Below are 17,188 nucleotides of genomic sequence, written 5' to 3'. Positions count from 1 at the left end.
CTGCCCGCCGCCGCGCCTATCCTCGCTTCGACGAGCAACCCGGCGCCCGCCGGTTCGCCGCTCGCGGGGCCGGGCGGCACGGGCACCGGCGTGCCGGGCCTCGCGCTGCCGCAGGGCAAGGCGGCCGGCACGAACCTGGCGCCGTCCGCGCCGACGCATGTGCTGTCGCTCGGCAATCGCGTACCGGCGCTGGCGCCGCATGCGGCGGCGCAGAACGGGCTGCCCGACAATGCCGTATCGATCGCGCCTGCGCTCGAACCGCGTGTCGGCGGCGCGGCGCTCGGCGTGCCGCAGGCGCATGCGGCGGCATCGGAGCAGGCGGCAAGACAGGCGTCGCCGTACTACTTCACCGATGGTGCGTTGCAGGGCTGGCACGCGACGCCGCAGGACATCGTCGTGCCGTCGAGCGGCCTCGCGTTGCCGGAAGCGTTCGGCCTGCCGGGCGACGATGCACTGCGCGAACTGCTCGCGGTGCGTCGCGACGCGCCGGCTTCCGGTGCACCGCGCGCCACGGGGGCGGACGTGCCGCGCTACTTCATCGACGACGCGCGTGCGGCCGAACCGCATGCGCTGGCCGGCGGCGCGCATCCGCCGTTCGACGTGAACGCGATTCGTCGCGACTTCCCGATTCTGCAGGAGCGCGTGAACGGCAAGCAGCTCGTCTGGTTCGACAACGCGGCGACGACGCACAAGCCGCAGGCCGTGATCGACCGGCTCGCGTATTTCTACGCGCACGAGAACTCGAACATCCACCGCGCCGCGCACGCGCTGGCGGGTCGCGCGACCGATGCGTACGAACATGCGCGGGAAACCGTGCAGCGTTTCATCGGCGCCGCGTCGCCGGACGAGATCGTGTTCGTGCGCGGTACGACCGAGGCGATCAACCTGATCGCGAAGACGTGGGGCGTGCAGAACGTCGGCGAAGGCGACGAGATCGTCGTGTCGCATCTCGAGCATCACGCGAACATCGTGCCGTGGCAGCAGCTTGCCGCGCTCAAGGGCGCGAAGCTGCGCGTGATTCCGGTCGACGATTCGGGGCAGGTGCTGCTCGACGAATACCGGAAGCTGCTCAACGATCGCACGAAGATCGTGTCGGTCACGCAGGTGTCGAATGCGCTCGGCACGGTCGTGCCGGTGAAGGAGATCGTCGAGCTTGCGCATCGCGCGGGCGCGAAGGCGCTCGTCGACGGCGCACAGTCGATCTCGCACATGCGGGTGGACGTGCAGGCGCTCGATGCGGATTTCTTCGTGTTCTCCGGGCACAAGATCTACGGGCCGACGGGTATCGGCGTCGTATACGGCAAGCGCGCGATCCTCGACGATATGCCGCCGTGGCAGGGCGGCGGCAACATGATCGCGGACGTCACGTTCGAGCGCACGGTGTTCCAGCCGCCGCCGAACCGCTTCGAGGCCGGCACCGGCAACATCGCCGATGCGGTAGGGTTGGGCGCGGCGCTCGACTACGTGAGCCGGGTCGGCATCGAGAACATCGCGCGCTACGAGCACGACCTGCTCGCGTATGCGACCAGCGTGCTCGCGCCGGTGCCGGGCGTACGGCTGGTCGGCACCGCGCGCGACAAGGCGAGCGTGCTGTCGTTCGTGCTGAAGGGCTACGAGACCGAGGAGGTCGGACAGGCGCTGAACGAAGAGGGGATCGCGGTGCGTTCGGGGCATCACTGCGCGCAGCCGATCCTGCGACGCTTCGGGCTCGAGGCGACGGTGCGGCCGTCGCTCGCGTTCTACAACACCTGCGACGAGGTCGACGCGCTGGTGCGTGTGGTACGGAGGCTGGCGACGCGGCGTTGAGCGCGCGGCAGCGGCAAGCCGCTTGCGGGCGTCGTGCGCGACGGTTCGCAAGCGGCTTTTTTGTCGGGCGCGTTCAGGTGCGCAGATATTCGCGCAGATATTCGGTTACGCGCGCCTGCAAGTGTTCGATCGCGTCGGGCAGACGCAGGTACGCGTCGACATGCATCAGCGTCCATTCCTGGCCTTCGTTGCCGAAGCGGATCGCGGCGATGTCCGCGGCGCTCAGCCAGCCGGCGAAGAACCACTGCGGCAGGCCGTCCTGCCGCGTCGACGGATAGACCTTCGACCAGCGGATCCGGTCGGTCGGGATCGTGATGCCGAATTCCTCATGCAGTTCGCGCAGCACGCAGCCGGTCGGCGTCTCGCTGCCTTCCCTGCCGCCGCCGGGCAGATCCCACCGACCGGGAAACGGGATGTCGGGCTTGTCGTCGCGCCGATAGACGAGGATCTCGCGATCCTTGAACAGCGCGATCTTCGAGCCGCTGAACGGGGTGGGCCATGCCATGCCGGGTCCGCAGTGGGGAGTGAGGCAGTCAGTATAGATTTGCCGGTGTCCGCGCTTCAGCACGATTTCAGATAAGCATCCGCCTGAGCGGCGCCGCGACGCCCGACCCTCACCGTCCCGCCAGCATTTTCCCGCCGAGCCCCATCAACAGCAGCCCGGCCGTCGTATCGAGCACGGCCTTGCGCCGGATCAGCAGGCCGCGCACCGCCGGATGCGACGCGAGCAGCGCCATCGCGCCATACCACGCGGCCGAGATGCCGACGGCGATCGCGACGACGGCGGGTGCGAACCACATCGGCGCATCGGCCGGCACCATCAGCGCGAAGACGCTGCCATAGAACGCGACGGCCTTCGGATTCGTCATGCTGACCACATAGCCTTTCTTCGCCGCGCGCCAGTCGGAGCCGGCGGTCCCGGCCGACACGGCGAGCGGCCGGCGCGCGGTCACGAGCATCTTCGCGCCGAGCCAGATCAGATAGGCGGCGCCCGCGAGCCGCAGCGCGGTGTGCACCCACGCGACGTGGGTTACGAGCAGGCTCAGCCCGGCGATCGCGATCGCCGCCCAGGTGCCGGACGCGGCCGCGAGGCCGATGCTCGTCATCACGCCCGCGCGTCGCGATGCGACGGCGGTCGACGTGACGATCACGAAGTTCGGGCCGGGGCTGGCGACGCTCAGCAGCAGGACGCCGGCGAGCGGGAGCAGGGTGGCGAGGCAGGCGGGCATGGAGCGCTCGGCGAGACGGAACGGACGTTCATCTTAACCGAGGACAGCCGGGCCCATCCGCCCCGGCGCACGGATGGCGCCATTGTTGACGAGGCTGGAAAGGTCCAATCCAGACCGGGCAATAGGTTCCGGAGAAGCGACCGATTATGCTCCCGACCGCAGCATCGGGCCACGCGCATGCGGGCGCTTTCGTACTGCTTACAAAATCAATGGCTCAGGGGGACCTTTCGTGAGACGCATCGTCATTTGCGCCGGGATCGGCGCGATTTCCACCGTTGCTGCATCATCCGCATGCGCGCAGAGTTCCGTCACGCTGTACGGCCTCGTCGATACGGCGATCCGCTACCAGACCAATGCGGGGCCGGACGGCAAGGACATGATCGGCATGACGGTCGGGCCGGAAACGCACAGCCGCTGGGGGCTGCGCGGCAGCGAGGATCTCGGCGGCGGGCTGTCGGCGATCTTTCGCCTCGAGAACGGCTTCGAGGCCGGCGACGGCAAGCTGCACGTCGCGAACACGCTGTTCAGCCGGCAAGCGTATGTCGGGTTGTCGAACGGCCGCTACGGCACGCTGACGTTCGGCAACCAGTACGCGCCGCTGTACGACACGATGGGCGACATCTTCGATCCGATGACCGTCGGCGACTACTGGCAGGACAGCTGGGCGTACAACGGCATCGGCAATTACCTGACGGTGCCGAACTCGGTCAAGTACACGTTCGCGTACAACGGCCTGAGCGTCGATGCGATCTACGGCTTCGGCAATCACGCGGGCGCGATGGGGCTCGACAGTACGTACGGGGTGGAACTGACTTATGCGCAGGGACCGGCGTCGATCAACGCGGGCTTCCAGCAGACGTCGGTATCGTCGCTGAACGGCAGTGCGGTCAACGGCGCGAAGGTGAGCTTCCTGCACGTGAGCGGCGCGTACCGGATCACGCCGTCGGTGCGCGTGCTGGCCGGCTGGCTGCACGGCCAGGACAGGACCGGCACGACCGACTTCAACATGCAGCAGGCCGGCGCACCCGCGCTGAGCGGCGGCAGTCCGAACCGCATCGACGATACGTTCTACGTCGGCGCGAACTGGCAGGCCACCGCGCCGCTGCTGATCACGGTGGCCGGCTATTACGGCCGCGCGCGCAACGCGGAACGGCTCGACGGCACGCTCGGTGCGGGGATCAACTACTCGGCGACCGTGCTGGCCGAATATGCGCTATCGAAGCACACCGAGGTGTACGGCACGGTCGATTTCGCGCGCGGCAACGGCGCGTTTGCCGCCGACTATCCGGGCGCGACTGATCCGCTCACGGGCAAGGTCGACCAGATCGGCAGGACCCACAGCGTCGGCGCGGCGATTGGCCTGCGTCAGATGTTCTGACGACGGTTCGCGCGGAGCAAAAAAAACGCGTGTCGGCCAGCGCCGCCACGCGTCTCGCGTCGGAGCGTGGCCGTCCGTTTCCGGGCGGCCACACAGGCAGGCATCAGAAATCGAAGCCCGGCCCGCCCGCGCCCGGGCCGCCCGGCGCGGCAGCCGGCGCCGCGTCCTTCGGCGCTTCGAACACGGTTGCGTCGGTCGTCAGCAGCAGCCCGGCGACCGATGCCGCGTTTTGCAGCGCGGTGCGCGTGACCTTGGTCGGGTCGAGCACGCCCGATTCGACGAGGTCGCCGTATTCGCCCGTCTGCGCGTTGTAGCCGAAGTTGCCCGAGCCTTCCGCGACCTTCGCGACGACCACGCTCGATTCCTCGCCCGCGTTCGCGACGATCTGGCGCAGCGGTTCCTCGAGCGCGCGCAGCACGATCTTGATGCCCGCATCCTGATCGGCGTTGGCGCCCTTCAGCTCGCGGATCGCCTGCCGCACGCGGATCAGCGCGACGCCGCCGCCCGGCACGATGCCTTCCTCGACGGCCGCACGCGTCGCATGCAGCGCGTCGTCGACGCGGTCCTTCTTTTCCTTGACCTCGATCTCGGTCGCGCCGCCGACCTTGATCACTGCCACACCGCCGGCCAGTTTCGCGACGCGCTCCTGCAGTTTTTCGCGGTCGTAGTCCGACGTCGCTTCTTCGATCTGCACGCGAATCTGCTTCACGCGCGCCTCGATGTTCTTCGCGTCGCCCGCGCCGTCGATCACGGTCGTGTTTTCCTTGCCGACCTCGATGCGCTTCGCCTGGCCGAGCTCGGCCAGCGTCGCCTTCTCGAGCGTCAGGCCGGTTTCTTCCGCGATGACCTGGCCGCCGGTCAGGATCGCGATGTCCTCGAGCAGCGCCTTGCGGCGGTCGCCGAAGCCCGGCGCCTTCACGGCGACCGTCTTCAGGATCCCGCGAATGTTGTTGACGACGAGCGTCGCAAGCGCCTCGCCCTCGACGTCTTCCGCGATGATCAGCAGCGGCCGGCCCGACTTCGCGACCTGTTCGAGCACGGGCAGCAGGTCGCGGATGTTCGCGATCTTCTTGTCGTGCAGCAGGATGTACGGATTCTCGATCTCGGCGATCTGCTTGTCGGGATTGTTGATGAAGTACGGCGACAGATAGCCGCGATCGAATTGCAGCCCTTCGACGACGTCGAGCTCGTCGGCGAGCGACTTGCCGTCCTCGACGGTGATCACGCCTTCCTTGCCGACGCGGTCGATCGCTTCCGCGATGCGCTGGCCGATCGATTCCTCGCCGTTCGCCGAGATCGTCGCGACCTGCGCGATTTCCTTGCTCGTCGTGGTCGGCTTGCTGATCTTCTTCAGCTCGTCGACGGCCGACGCGACGGCCTTGTCGATGCCGCGCTTCAGGTCGAGCGGATTGAGTCCGGCCGCGACGTACTTCTGGCCTTCGCGCACGATCGCCTGCGCGAGCACGGTGGCCGTCGTCGTGCCGTCGCCGGCCGCGTCGCTGGTGCGCGACGCGACTTCCTTCACGAGCTGCGCGCCGATGTTCTGCAGCTTGTCGGCGAGTTCGATTTCCTTCGCGACCGACACGCCGTCCTTCGTGACGACGGGCGCGCCGAAGCTGCGTTCGAGCACCACGTTGCGGCCCTTCGGACCCAGCGTGACCTTCACCGCGTTGGCGAGAATGTTCACGCCTTCGGTCAGCTTTGCGCGCGCGACGTCGCTGAAGATGATTTCCTTGGCTGCCATGATTGTGCTCCGTTATTGATTGACGACGGCGACGATGTCTTCCTCGCGCAGCACGAGGAGTTCGACACCGTCCACCTTGACCGGCTGGCCCGCATATTTGCCGAACAGCACGCGTTCGCCGACCTTCAGGTCGGGCGCGATGCGCTGGCCGTCGGTGTCGCGGCGGCCGGGGCCGACTGCGATCACTTCGCCCTGGTCGGGCTTTTCCGCGGCGCTGTCGGGGATCACGATGCCCGACGCGGTGGTGGTTTCCTGGTCGAGTCGCTTCACGATGACCCGGTCATGCAAGGGGCGTAGGCTCATCTGTCGTTCCTGTGCTGTCGAGTTGGATTGGCACTCTTGAGTGGAGAGTGCTGACGAGTATAAAAACGCGCGACGGCGCAATCCAATAACGGATTCCGAAAAGCATTTGCGTGGGCGCGCATAGGCGCGATTCGCGCAAGGCGTCGTCGCGGCTATTGCGATGCGGACGGTGGTTGCGGCGCGGGCGTGCAGACCGGCCGGATTTTCTCGCCGGCGAGCACGCGCTTCACGAACGGAATCGAATCGGCGAGCGAGGCGTTGACGGTGCCGTTGTGATCGCGGCCCGCATAGAGGTGCGCTTCGACCGTCGTGCCGGCCGCACACGCGTCGCTGGCGAGCGCGAGTTCGAGCGGTGCGAGGCCGTCGTCCGCGCCCGCGCCGATGAACACGGGCGTATCGATCTTCAGCGTCGGGTACTTCAGGTAGGCGTCCCACCATGCCTGCAAGCGCGCCTCGCCGCCGGGCCTTACGGTGTTCGCGTGTGTGAGACGGGCGAGTGCGGCGTCGTCCTCGAGCGACGCGAGGCAACTGACGCGCGCCTGTTCGAGAAGCGGCAGCGCGCGCTCCGTCAGCACTTCGTCTGCGCGCAGCGCCGGATCGATCTGCTGCGCGGACAGGACCGAGTAGAACTGATAGGCCAGCGTTGGGTCGACGCGCTCGGGGTCGCGCCGATACGCGGTGTCGAACTTCGGCAGCGACGCGAGCGTGTCGCGCGACGCGTTGTAGATCGTGCCGGTCGCGACGGTCGCGCGCACCGCGAGTTCGGGCGCGTAGTCGCGCGCATAGCCGGCTGCGGCGAACACGGCAGAGCCGCCCTGCGACTGGCCGACGAGCACGATCTCGTTCGCGAGGCCCGGCACGCCGCGCAGCACCGCGCGCACGCTGTCGAGCAGCGTGTAGCTGTTCGAGCGGTTGTTGAGCTGCGGATTCGGGCCCGGCGTGCCGAGCCCCTGGTAATCGGTCGCGACGACCGCGAATCCCTGTTGCAGCCATGCGTTCAGGTAGCGCACGTCGCGATACGAGCGGCCGAACCACGACGGCGCGCAGATGTCGGCCATCCCGAACGTGCCGTGTGCCCACGCGACGATCGGCCAGCCGCCGGCGGGCGGCGTGCCGCGTGGCACGAACAGCGCGCCGGACACCGCGATCGGCGTGCGGCCGCCCACGCCGTCGGTCGACGAATACAGGATGCGCAGCTGTCGCGCGGCGCTCGCGAGACCGAGCGTCGCGGGCAGCGGCTCGCTGCGCAGCAGTGTGCCGGGCGTGGCCGGAATGTCGCGATCCCACGTATAGAACGCGGAGACGCGGCCGTCGCCTTGCAGCGGATCGGGCGCCGGTACGCGGGCTGCAGGAGCGGCGAGCGATGCGAAGGACGAAGCGGCCAGGGCGGAAACCAGCAACGTGCGCGCGACGTTGCCGCGCAGGGGAAAGAGAGTCATGTCGATCGGATCGAGAAAAGTCGGTACGGAATTCGCGGACCGTCGTGAAGCGGGCCGCAACAAGCGAATGGAGCGCAACGCAAGATTCGAACCAGCGTGTCGCGTCCAGTCCTTGCCGTGCGTCGTGCGATCGGCGGGGCCGCCACCGATGCGTGCACTGTGTCGCGTGCAGCAATGCAGGCCGCACGCTGTTGCTGTCGCAGCAGCGAATGGCTGCGGATCGTCCGCTTCGCTGCGCAACGTGCCCGCGTGCACGGCGCTGACCGCGCGTTCGATACGCATGCATCGCTGCTGGCACGATTGCTGCTGATTCGTTCGCGGCATGCCGTCATCCGGCGGCACGATTCGTTCAACCGAAAAAGGAATCCGCATCCATGTCAGTTACCTCGACCATCGACAGCGGCGAACTCGTTGCCTTCGTCGAACGCGCGACGCGCGAATTCGCGCAGGCCGTGTGCGTGCTGAAGGACACGCGCACGCTGTCCGCGACCAACACGTTCCAGGCGTTCCAGCGCGTGCCGGGCACGGATCTCGTGGTCGCCTTGTCGGCGCCGAGCCCATGGGCGGCATCGCAGGAAATCCAGCCGGTCGTCGTCACCTTCGACGGCGACGTGCTGCACGGCGACGCGCGCGCGGGCGGCAACGGGCCGCGCTACGCGGACGTGTTCCGCGAGGCGCCGGAAGTCGACGTCGTGATCCACGTGCACGGCCCGTATCTCGGCGCATGGGCGAGCGCGCACCGGGCGCTGCCGATCCGCTATGCGCCGGCCGCGCGCCATACGCGGGCGCGCGAGATTCCGATCTACATCGATCGCCGGCCCGGCGAGCCGCGCTTCATCGTCGATACGATCCGCCGCGATCCGCAGGTGCCGGCGATCCTCGAGGCGAACGGCGGCGCGACGTTCTGGGGCAAGTCGATCGTCGACGTGTCGAAGTACATCCTGATCCTCGAGGAAGCCGCATATTTCCAGGCGCTCGCGGAGCCGCTCGGCGGGTCGCGCGAATTCGGCCCGGGCGCGCTGGAGCAGCAGTGGAAGATGACGGGCCTCGCCTGACGCGACACGCAGGCCGGATGCGCGACGCAATCCGGCCTGTGTCATACCGATAGCTCGATGAATTGGTTCGTCCCCGGCGCGCGTCTTGCTATCGTCGGGCTTCCCCGTTCATCACGCCGGTCGTGCCATGGCCATCTTCAGTTTGCCGGACCCGACTTCGCACGCGATCACGATTCGTGCGAAGGCCCTGACGTTCGACGACCCCAAATCGCGTGTCCTGCTCGAACGCATCCATCTCGTCGCGCCGAGCGACGCCACCGTGCTCGTCACCGGCGAGAGCGGCACCGGCAAGGAGCTGATCGCGCGTCTCGTGCATTCGCTGAGCGAGCGGTGCGACGGCCCGTTCGTCGCGGTCAACTGCGGTGCGTTCTCCGAAACGCTGATCGAGAGCGAACTGTTCGGTCACGAGCGCGGGGCGTTCACCGGCGCGATCAACAGCCAGCCGGGCTGGTTCGAGTCGGCGAATCGCGGCACGCTGTTTCTCGACGAAGTGGGCGACCTGCCGCTGTCCGCGCAGGTGAAGCTGCTGCGCGTGCTGCAGGAACGCGAAGTGACGCCGGTCGGCTCGCGCAAGACCGTGAAGATCGACGTGCGGCTCGTCGCAGCAACCAACGTGAATCTCGAAGCGGCGGTGCGCGCGGGCAATTTCCGCGAGGATCTCTACTACCGCCTCAACGTCGTGAAGCTGAGTCTGCTGCCGTTGCGCGAGCGGCCCGGCGACATCGCGCCGCTGATCGACCATTTCGTCGATGCGTATGCGAAGCGGCTGCGCGTCGCGGCGCCCGTGCTGACCGACGCCGCACGCGCGCGGCTGCACGCACATGCGTGGCCCGGCAATATCCGCGAACTCGAGAACGTGATCCATCACGCGGTGCTGATCTGCGCGGGTGGCGCGATCGATGTTGGCGACCTGCAGTTTTCCGCGCTGTCGCTCGCACCGGACGCCGCCGGCGCAGGCAGCGCGGCGGCGGTGCTGCCGCGTCGCGCGCGCGATGTCGCAGAAGCGACCGATGCGCTGCGCAATGCGGTGATCGAACTGCTCGACCTCGGCGCGCCGAACCTGTGGCAGCACATCGAGGACACCGTCTATCGCTGCGTGTTCGACTACAGCGAACACAACCAGCTGCGCATGTCGCGCCTGCTCGACCAGTCGCGCAACATCGTGCGCGCGCGGCTCGCGCAGCTCGGCATCCTGAAGCCGCGCGACGCCAGCGATGCCGACACGCGGCTCAGCCGTCAGGCGTGACCCGTCACGCGTGATCGCGCCAGCGCATCGCGCGCCGCGCGATCCGCTCGCACAGCATGCTCATGCCAGCCGCCAGCGCGGTCACGCCGAGCACGCAGACGAGCAGCACGTCGGCGCGCGCGCCGGCCTGTGCGTTCTGCATCAGGTTGCCGACACCGGCGCCCGCATTGAACAGCAGCTCGCTGCTCGTCGCGGTGATCCACGCGAACGGCACGGCCTGCAGCACGCCGGTGAACAGGTCGGGCAGTGCGCCGGGAATCAGCACGTCGCGCCACAGGCCCACGCGCGTCAGCCGGTACGACTGCGCGAGTTCGACATAGCGCGGATCGACGCGGCTCAAGCCGTCGAAGCTCGCCGTCGTCATCGGATAGAACGCGGCGAGCGCGACGATGAAGACCTTCGCGAATTCGCCAGTGCCGGCCCACAGGCTGAGCAGCGGAATCAGCCCGAGCAGCGGCACGTAGCGCAGCGCCTGGAACGCCGGCTCGCACAGCTTGCGTGCGAGCGTCGAGCGCGCCATCGCCGCGCCGAGCGCGAGCCCGGCCGCGATACCGATGGCGAGCCCGAGCGTCGTGCGGCGCAGGCTCGCGCCGAGATCGGTCGCGAGTTCGCCGCTGCGCGCGAGTTCGAACAGTGCGCTGCCGACCTGCTGCAGCGGCACGAACGCGTACTGATGGGCCGCGTCGCCGTGCGATGCGAATTGCCATGCGGCGACCAGCGCGGCGGGAACGACGCAGCCGCGCAACTGGCGGCGCCACGCGGCGAGCGGAATTCGTCGGGTGAGGGCGTTCATCGTGAAACTCGCTTGAATGGATAACGCATGAGTCATCGCGCCGGCGCCTGCCAGCGCAGCGCATGCCGTTGCACGAGTGCGATCGAACGGTCGAGCGCGAAGCCGATCAGCCCGATTACCGCGACATCGACCAGCACGACGTCGAGCCGCAGCATCTGCCGCGCGAGTTCCATCATCTGTCCGATTCCGCTGTCCGCGCTCAGCAATTCGACGGCGACGAGCGCGAGCCAGGCGCGCGCGAGGGCGATCCGGATGCCCGTGAGCAGCGGCGGCAGCGCGGCGGGCAGCAACACGTCGCGCAGCAGCGCGAAGCGGCCGACGCCATAGTGGCGGGCCATTTCGACGAGATCGCGCGGCGTGCCGTGCACGCCCGCGAAGGCGGCCAGCGCGACCGGAAAGAACACCGCCTTGCCGACGACGACGAGCTTCAGCGGCTCGTCGACACCGATCAGCACGACCAGCAGCGGAATCAGCGTGAGCGTCGGCACCTGACGCAGCAGGTCGAAGGTCGGCCGCAGATAGTCGGAGAACAGCCGGCTCGACGCGAGCAGGATGCCGAAGGCGGCGCCGCTCGTCGCGCCGATCGCGAAGCCGAGCGCGAGCCGGTGCAGCGTGATCAGCAGGTTATCGCGCAGTTCGCCGGTTTCGATCAGCACGAGCAGCGTCGATGCGATGCGTTCGGGCGGCACGACGAGTTGGGGCGGGAACCAGCGCTGCGCGCTGGCGAGCCACCACAGCGCGGCGAACGCGGCGGGCGTCGCCCACCACAGTGCCTGTGCGCCGATCCGCGCGATGGCGAACGGGCGCGCCGTGCGCGGGGCGTTCGAGGTGGGTGCGTGCATCGTCATCAGCGGCTCGCGACGCGCGATGCGTCGGCGCGCCAGTAACCGTCGAGGCCGAGCTGCCTGAGCGCGGTCGACACGAAGCGCGGCGCGAGCAGCGCATTCACGTCGACCGGCGTCGACGTCAGCCCGGCTTGCCGGCTGTAGGCGATCACGTCGCGGTAGTGGTCGGTCAGCGCGGGCGTGAACAGCGGCGTCCATTGCTCCTTCCACGGCGTCGCTTCGTCGGCGTACTCGCGCCGCACGACGTTTTCCGGCTGGCCCGACGCGCTCAGGATCTTCACGTACGCATCGCGGTTCTGCGGCTGCGAGATCCAGTGCGCGGCCCGCACGTATGCGGTTGCGACGAGCTGCGTGATGTCGGGGTAGCGCCGCACGAAGTCGTCGGACGCCCATAGCTCGGCGCGCATCTTCCAGTCGTCGGGCGCGGTCTTGGTCGACCAGATGATCTTGCCGACGTTCTTGTCGACCAGCGAATACGCGTCGGACAGCGTAAAGAACCCGTCGACGCGACCGGCTGCGACCGCCGCCGCGCCGGCCTGCGGATCGAGGTTGTAGATCCGGAAGTCGGACAGTTTCAGGCCGTTCGCGGCGAGCAGCTTGCCGAACGTGACTTCCCACGGTCGGCCGCGATTGAGCGCGATGCGCTTGCCCTTCAGGTCGGCGATCGATTTCGCGGTCGAGCCGGCCGGCACGACCAGATACGTGTTGCTGCCGACGCCGCCCGGCACGACCAGCCGCGTATGCGTGCCCGACGCGTTGACGACGACCGACGGCAGGTCGCCGTAGCCGGCGAAATCGATGCTGCCGTTGGTGAATGCCTCGTTGACGAGCGTGCCGACCGCGGCGGTCGACACGGGTACCCATTGCAGCTTCACGTGCCGCGCGGCGAGCGCCTTCTCGAGCGACTTGTCGGCGTCGATCAGCGCGGACGCGCCGGCGTATTGCGTCTTGCCGCCGCTCGAATAGGCGACGACGGCGATTCGCACGACCTTCGGTGCGTCGTCGGCGCGCACGGACGGCGCGGCGAGCGAGGTCGCGGCCACCGGCAGCGCGACGAGCAGCGCGCGCAGCAGGCGGCGCGGCGTGGCGAGGGGGAGCGTGTATTTCATGATGTCCGGAATGAGTGGCGGGAACGGGCGGCGCTCACGCGCGCCTTTTCAGCGACGGCTGCAAGACGTCGGCGAGCGGGCGCGGATCGATCCAGTCGGCGACGTCGAAGTCCGCTTCGAGAAAGCCCCAGTCGTGCAGGAAGGTCTTGAAGTCGTCGAGCGCGGCGATCGATTCGTCGTCGAGATTGACGCCGAGATGCCGGTGAAGCTGGTTGCCGTATGCGGCGCGCACCCAGTCGATCGACGACGCGGTTTCGCCGGCCACGTAGTGCGCGGTTTCGTCCGGATGCGTGCGCGCCCAGTCGCCGGCCGCGACGACGAGCTTCAGGAAGCCGGCGACGATGTCCGGGTGGTTCGCGAGCACGTTCGCGTTGACGGTCAGCGGGCGCGGCGTGCCGTTGTTGTTGCGGATCGCGCGCTCCGGATGGAAGCCGATGTCGATCACGACGTGCGCACCGATCAGTTGCGCGATCTCGAGGCCGGTCGATCCTTTTACGTAGATCGCGTCGACTTCGCCGCGCAGCAGCGCGCCGGCTTCGGACGCATACAGCGCGCGGCTCGAGAAACCGTGCGGCGATGCGAACAGGCTGGCGGCGCGCGCCGGGCTCACGGCCTGCAGCGTGCGGGCGCGTACGTCGACCAATTCGACGTCGCGCGTGGTCAGTCCTTCGAGGCTCAGTGCATTGACGATGCCGCGCAGCGCCGATGCGCGAAAGATGTCGATGCGGTCGTCGGGCCGGCTTGGTAGCGCGACGCGTCGGCCGCGCAGCGCCTTCACCGAGCGGATGCCGGACTCGGGCCGTGCGAGGATCAGCTGCGACTCGTCGACCCACGACAGCCCGATCACGCGCGTGTTCGCGGCGTTCGAGCGCGCCCACATCGCGGGGATGCTGCCGCCTTGGCGAAACGATTGCGCGAGCGTGTGATCGCTGATCGACGACACGTCGAGCCGCGTCTCGACGCGCGGCGAGCGGATCGCGACGCCGTCGGCCGAGGTCTCGCCGTTGAGCCAGCCGAGATGCACCGCGATGCCGAGCGGCGTCGGCACGGGCGAACGGGCATACCAGAACGTCTGCTGCTTGTCCGATGACGAATCGGGCCTGTCTGTCATGTGTGAGATTCCCTCTCTGGGCAATGCATGGTCGAAGCGCCGCAGCGCACGATGTCGCACGCGCGGGCCGATCAGGACATTGCAAATTCCGGGCCAGCGGCTGCGTCGTCGCGCGATCGCCCGCGCGGCGCGGCATGCCGGTGCGCGATGTCGCGCGGGCTGGTAACGCGGGTGTTGCGCCAGCAACAGTCGCGTGGCCGGCTGTTGCACGCGCAGCACCGGCGCTGCGTATGCAGCAGCGCGACGCGAAGCCGGACGACGGGCGTGTCGCCAGGTTCGCCGCATCTCGGACGATCCGCGCACAGCCGCATGGAGCAAGGCGTCACGCGCCCTGAGCGGCACCCCGGCGCACACCGCGCGACGACGCTTGGCACACCGCGTGCTTAACAGCGGCGAACACGCGCGGCACGCCGGTGCCGCACGCATCCGAACCGGCCGACAAGGAGAACCCCGATGGCTGTTGAATTTCTGTGGCGGCTGCCGATGCACGGCGACGGCAGGCGCGCCCATGACCTGCATACGCGCGGCGAGTGGAATCGCCAGCGCGCGTCGCGCGTCGCGCCGAAGCTCGACGACGATGCATTCGGCTATATCGACTATCTGTCGCAGGTTGCGCGCGCGGCCGATATCGCCGGCTTTCACGGCGCGCTGATTCCGATCTTCCGCTTCACCGAGGAGCCGTGGGTCGTCGCGGCCGCGCTGGCGCGCGAGACGCGCCGGCTGCGCTTGCTGATCGCGCTGCAGCCGCATTTCGTGCATCCGGTCTATGCGGCGCAGATGGCCGCGAGCCTGCAGCGGGTCAGCCGCGGGCGCGTCGAGTGGAACGTCGTCACCGGCGGCGGCGGGCCGGACCAGCGTGCCTACGGGGACTTCATCGATCACGACAGCCGCTATGCGCGAACCGACGAATTCCTCGACGTCGTGCGCGGCGTGTCGGCCGGCGCGCCATTCACGTACGACGGCCGCTTCTATCGCGTCGAAGCGGGCGGCCTGCTGCCGCCGCTGAGCGGGCAGAAGCCGCCGCGCATCTACCTGGCCGGCGCGAGCGACGCGGCGCTCGCGGTCGCGGCGAAGCACGGCGACGTGCACCTGAGCTGGGGCGAACCGCTCGCGAAGCAGAAGGAGGTGATCGACGCCGCGCGTCGCGCGCTCGACCGGCAGAACGCCGAGCGCGACCTGCGCTTCGGGATGCGCATCGACATTCTCGCGCGCGAGACCGAGGAGCAGGCGTGGGCCGAGTTGCGGCAGATGTTCGGGACCGTCAGTGCGTCGACGCGCGACGGCTTCGGCGCGCGCGGCGATGCGTCGGAATCGGTGGGCGCGAAACGCCAGTTCGCGCTGCACCAGGGCAACACGCAGCATTTCGACGACCTGATCGTCGGACCGAACCTGTGGGCCGGCATGTCGCAGATCCGCGGCGGCCCTGGTTGCGTGATCGTCGGCAGCCACGAGCAGGTGGCCGAGCGGCTCGCGGAATACGTCGACATCGGCGTGTCGACCTTCATTCTCGCGAGCAATCCGCATCTCGAGGAGGCGTATCGCGTCGGCGAGGAAGTGCTGCCGCTCGTCGACGGCGCGCTGAACGCGCGCAGCACGCAGGCGGCGCTGCGCGTCGCCGGCGCATGAGCGGGCGCGATGCGCACCGCGTTTCAACGATCGGGACAAACACAATGACGACATACGCAGCGCAGGCGGCCGCCTGCGACGCACTCTGGTATACGCGCTGCCCGGTGCCGACCGCGCTCGGCATCGCCGTGCATCGCGGCTGGTTCGACGAGGAGTTCGGACCCGACGGCATCGCACTGCATTCGCTGCAGGAGACGGCAGACGCCGACAAGCGCGAATCGCACTTCGATCACAGCCTGCCGCACTCGTTCCGGCAGGGCGGCAACATTCCCGCGCTGTGGGCGCGGGCACGCGGCGCCGACACACGCGTGATCGGCCTGTCGTGGACCAACGAATTCCAGGCGATCGTCACGCTGCCCGAGCGCGGCATCCGCACTGCGCGCGACCTGCGCGGGCGACGGCTCGGCCTGCCGCGGCACGCGATCAGCATCGACTTCTGGCGCGCGGCTGCGCTGAAAGGCTTTCTTAGCGCGCTCGAACTGGAAGGGCTCGGCCACGGCGACGCGGAATGGGTCGACCTGCCCGAACTCGCGTCCGGCGCACGCACGGGCCGCGCATCGTTCCTGCGCGGACCGCACGAATACGGGCTCGAAATCGCGGCGCTGATGCGCGGCGAAGTCGACGCGGTGTTCGTGAAGGGCGTGGCGGGACTGGAAACCGTGCACCTGATCGATGCCCAGGTCGTGATCGATCTCGGCGCGCATCCGGATCCGCTGGTGCGGATCGGCAACGGCACGCCGCGCACGCTGACCGTCGATCGCGCGCTGATCGACGCGCGCCCCGATCTCGTGAGCCGCTTCCTGTCGGTCGTGGTCGGCGCGGGCGACTGGGCTGCGCGCCATCCGGCCGAGACGGTCGCGTATATCGGCCGCGAAACGCGTGCGTCCGACGAGTGGGTCCGTTATGCGTACGGCGCGGACGTGCACCGGCATCTGGAGACGGGGCTCGCGCCGGCGTCGATCGACGGACTGGTCGCGTTCAAGGATTTTCTCGTCGAATGGGACTTTCTCGAACGGGATTTCGACGCGCGCGCATGGATCGATCCGGAGCCGTTCACGCGGATCGACCGGCATCGCCACGCGTGGGTCGCGTAGCGCGCCGCCAGGCGCCATTGCAAGGAGTCGAACATGACAGGACTCACGATCCGTTACGGCGCGCTGCATGCGCGCCGATACGCGGCACGGGCGGTGCGCGCAGCGCCGCCGCTCGCGGCGCGACCGCCGTTGCCGCTGCCGCCCGCGCCGGCCGACACGCGGCGCGCATCGAACAACGGATGGCGCGACGCGGTCGCAGCGGCGCTCGCGGTCGCCGCGTTGCATGCGGGCGTTGCGCTGCTGGCGGCGCGCGCGCCGGCCACGCCGGCCGTGCAGCCGCCGCGCCCGCTGCCGATGACGGTCGAACTGACGCGGCCGCCCGAGCCATTGCCGCAGGCTGCGCATCCGCCGCCGGTCGTGCCCCCGAAGCCGCTGAAGCAGGCGCCGACGCCGAAGCCGCACGTGGCTCA

At 68.8% G+C, this 17,188-nt stretch carries 15 protein-coding genes and 1 pseudogene; 7 read left to right on the top strand and 9 right to left on the bottom strand.

Going from position 1 to position 17,188, the window contains the following annotated elements; genetic code table 11:
- A partial coding sequence (locus BST28156_RS33275) for a family 2A encapsulin nanocompartment cargo protein cysteine desulfurase (protein WP_174904457.1) occupies nucleotides 1-1,806 on the top strand: 1,806 nt, incomplete at its 5' end.
- Between the two features lie 73 nt (nucleotides 1,807-1,879).
- Here BST28156_RS33275 and BST28156_RS33270 read toward each other — a convergent pair.
- Both BST28156_RS33270 and BST28156_RS33265 read right to left on the bottom strand, forming a co-directional pair.
- The gene (locus BST28156_RS33270; RefSeq protein ID WP_174904456.1) at nucleotides 1,880-2,311 is read right to left on the bottom strand and encodes an NUDIX hydrolase; all 432 of its coding nucleotides are present in this window, start codon (nucleotides 2,309-2,311) and stop codon (nucleotides 1,880-1,882) included.
- A gap of 109 nt (nucleotides 2,312-2,420) precedes the next feature.
- A complete protein-coding gene (locus BST28156_RS33265) occupies nucleotides 2,421-3,035 on the bottom strand; it encodes a LysE family transporter (RefSeq protein ID WP_060247570.1) in 615 nt (204 codons plus the stop codon).
- Between the two features lie 229 nt (nucleotides 3,036-3,264).
- Between BST28156_RS33265 and BST28156_RS33260 the strand changes: the two genes are divergently transcribed.
- Complete coding sequence (locus BST28156_RS33260; RefSeq protein ID WP_174904455.1) at nucleotides 3,265-4,413, top strand: porin; 1,149 nt, start codon at nucleotides 3,265-3,267, stop codon at nucleotides 4,411-4,413.
- Between the two features lie 103 nt (nucleotides 4,414-4,516).
- Here the strand turns inward: BST28156_RS33260 and groL are convergent, their stop codons facing one another.
- From groL to BST28156_RS33245, 3 genes are all read right to left on the bottom strand, one after another.
- Nucleotides 4,517-6,157 carry a chaperonin GroEL gene (gene groL / locus BST28156_RS33255; RefSeq protein ID WP_060247567.1) on the bottom strand — a complete coding sequence of 547 codons (1,641 nt, stop codon included), beginning with the start codon at nucleotides 6,155-6,157 and terminating at the stop codon, nucleotides 4,517-4,519.
- A gap of 12 nt (nucleotides 6,158-6,169) precedes the next feature.
- A complete protein-coding gene (locus tag BST28156_RS33250; protein WP_174904454.1) occupies nucleotides 6,170-6,460 on the bottom strand; it encodes a co-chaperone GroES in 291 nt (96 codons plus the stop codon).
- A 152-nt stretch (nucleotides 6,461-6,612) separates the two neighbouring features.
- Nucleotides 6,613-7,899, bottom strand: a complete 1,287-nt coding sequence (locus tag BST28156_RS33245; RefSeq protein WP_174904453.1) for an alpha/beta fold hydrolase — start codon at nucleotides 7,897-7,899, stop codon at nucleotides 6,613-6,615.
- 374 nt (nucleotides 7,900-8,273) lie between these two features.
- Here BST28156_RS33245 and BST28156_RS33240 point away from each other — a divergent pair, with 374 nt between their 5' ends.
- Nucleotides 8,274-8,954 (top strand): class II aldolase/adducin family protein, encoded by a 681-nt coding sequence (locus BST28156_RS33240; protein WP_174904452.1) that lies wholly within the window; start codon nucleotides 8,274-8,276, stop codon nucleotides 8,952-8,954.
- 127 nt (nucleotides 8,955-9,081) lie between these two features.
- A complete protein-coding gene (locus BST28156_RS33235) occupies nucleotides 9,082-10,200 on the top strand; it encodes a sigma-54 interaction domain-containing protein (protein WP_174904451.1) in 1,119 nt (372 codons plus the stop codon).
- Nucleotides 10,201-10,204: 4 nt separating this feature from the next.
- Here BST28156_RS33235 and BST28156_RS33230 read toward each other — a convergent pair whose 3' ends face one another.
- Genes BST28156_RS33230 through BST28156_RS33215 form a run of 4 tightly spaced genes read right to left on the bottom strand, consistent with a single transcriptional unit; the run spans nucleotide 10,205 to nucleotide 14,058 of the window.
- Entirely contained in the window at nucleotides 10,205-10,993 is a 789-nt protein-coding gene (locus BST28156_RS33230; RefSeq protein WP_174904450.1) for an ABC transporter permease, read from the bottom strand.
- A gap of 32 nt (nucleotides 10,994-11,025) precedes the next feature.
- Nucleotides 11,026-11,841 (bottom strand): ABC transporter permease, encoded by an 816-nt coding sequence (locus BST28156_RS33225; protein ID WP_174904449.1) that lies wholly within the window; start codon nucleotides 11,839-11,841, stop codon nucleotides 11,026-11,028.
- Nucleotides 11,841-12,947 (bottom strand): PhnD/SsuA/transferrin family substrate-binding protein, encoded by a 1,107-nt coding sequence (locus tag BST28156_RS33220; RefSeq protein ID WP_174904448.1) that lies wholly within the window; start codon nucleotides 12,945-12,947, stop codon nucleotides 11,841-11,843. Before BST28156_RS33220 ends, BST28156_RS33225 begins: the two co-directional genes overlap by 1 nt.
- Before the next feature lie 34 nt (nucleotides 12,948-12,981).
- Nucleotides 12,982-14,058: an ABC transporter substrate-binding protein gene (locus tag BST28156_RS33215; protein ID WP_174904447.1), complete on the bottom strand. Its 1,077-nt coding sequence runs from the start codon at nucleotides 14,056-14,058 to the stop codon at nucleotides 12,982-12,984.
- A 453-nt stretch (nucleotides 14,059-14,511) separates the two neighbouring features.
- On the opposite strand from BST28156_RS33215, the gene BST28156_RS33210 reads away from it, so the two are divergent.
- The 3 genes and pseudogenes from BST28156_RS33210 to BST28156_RS33200 form a co-directional block, all read left to right on the top strand.
- Nucleotides 14,512-15,684 (top strand): LLM class flavin-dependent oxidoreductase, encoded by a 1,173-nt coding sequence (locus BST28156_RS33210; RefSeq protein WP_174904446.1) that lies wholly within the window; start codon nucleotides 14,512-14,514, stop codon nucleotides 15,682-15,684.
- A gap of 44 nt (nucleotides 15,685-15,728) precedes the next feature.
- Nucleotides 15,729-16,778 (top strand): ABC transporter substrate-binding protein, encoded by a 1,050-nt coding sequence (locus tag BST28156_RS33205; RefSeq protein WP_174904445.1) that lies wholly within the window; start codon nucleotides 15,729-15,731, stop codon nucleotides 16,776-16,778.
- A 33-nt stretch (nucleotides 16,779-16,811) separates the two neighbouring features.
- A pseudogene (locus BST28156_RS33200) lies at nucleotides 16,812-17,188 on the top strand (energy transducer TonB); the annotation flags it as partial.

Source organism: Burkholderia pseudomultivorans (genome assembly GCF_902499075.1).
Taxonomy (GTDB): Bacteria; Pseudomonadota; Gammaproteobacteria; order Burkholderiales; family Burkholderiaceae; genus Burkholderia; species Burkholderia pseudomultivorans.
Note: the sequence above shows the minus strand (reverse complement) of the source record. Positions and strands in the feature narration are given on the sequence as shown.

Bases quoted from the DNA above. Each gene is read 5' to 3' on its own strand.
- BST28156_RS33270 (WP_174904456.1), bottom strand. From the start codon at position 2,311: ATGGCATGGCCCACCCCGTTCAGCGGCTCGAAGATCGCGCTGTTCAAG.
- BST28156_RS33265 (WP_060247570.1), bottom strand. From the start codon at position 3,035: ATGCCCGCCTGCCTCGCCACCCTGCTCCCGCTCGCCGGCGTCCTGCTG.
- groL (WP_060247567.1), bottom strand. From the start codon at position 6,157: ATGGCAGCCAAGGAAATCATCTTCAGCGACGTCGCGCGCGCAAAGCTG.
- BST28156_RS33250 (WP_174904454.1), bottom strand. From the start codon at position 6,460: ATGAGCCTACGCCCCTTGCATGACCGGGTCATCGTGAAGCGACTCGAC.
- BST28156_RS33245 (WP_174904453.1), bottom strand. From the start codon at position 7,899: ATGACTCTCTTTCCCCTGCGCGGCAACGTCGCGCGCACGTTGCTGGTT.
- BST28156_RS33240 (WP_174904452.1), top strand. From the start codon at position 8,274: ATGTCAGTTACCTCGACCATCGACAGCGGCGAACTCGTTGCCTTCGTC.
- BST28156_RS33235 (WP_174904451.1), top strand. From the start codon at position 9,082: ATGGCCATCTTCAGTTTGCCGGACCCGACTTCGCACGCGATCACGATT.
- BST28156_RS33230 (WP_174904450.1), bottom strand. From the start codon at position 10,993: ATGAACGCCCTCACCCGACGAATTCCGCTCGCCGCGTGGCGCCGCCAG.
- BST28156_RS33225 (WP_174904449.1), bottom strand. From the start codon at position 11,841: ATGACGATGCACGCACCCACCTCGAACGCCCCGCGCACGGCGCGCCCG.
- BST28156_RS33220 (WP_174904448.1), bottom strand. From the start codon at position 12,947: ATGAAATACACGCTCCCCCTCGCCACGCCGCGCCGCCTGCTGCGCGCG.
- BST28156_RS33215 (WP_174904447.1), bottom strand. From the start codon at position 14,058: ATGACAGACAGGCCCGATTCGTCATCGGACAAGCAGCAGACGTTCTGG.
- BST28156_RS33210 (WP_174904446.1), top strand. From the start codon at position 14,512: ATGGCTGTTGAATTTCTGTGGCGGCTGCCGATGCACGGCGACGGCAGG.
- BST28156_RS33205 (WP_174904445.1), top strand. From the start codon at position 15,729: ATGACGACATACGCAGCGCAGGCGGCCGCCTGCGACGCACTCTGGTAT.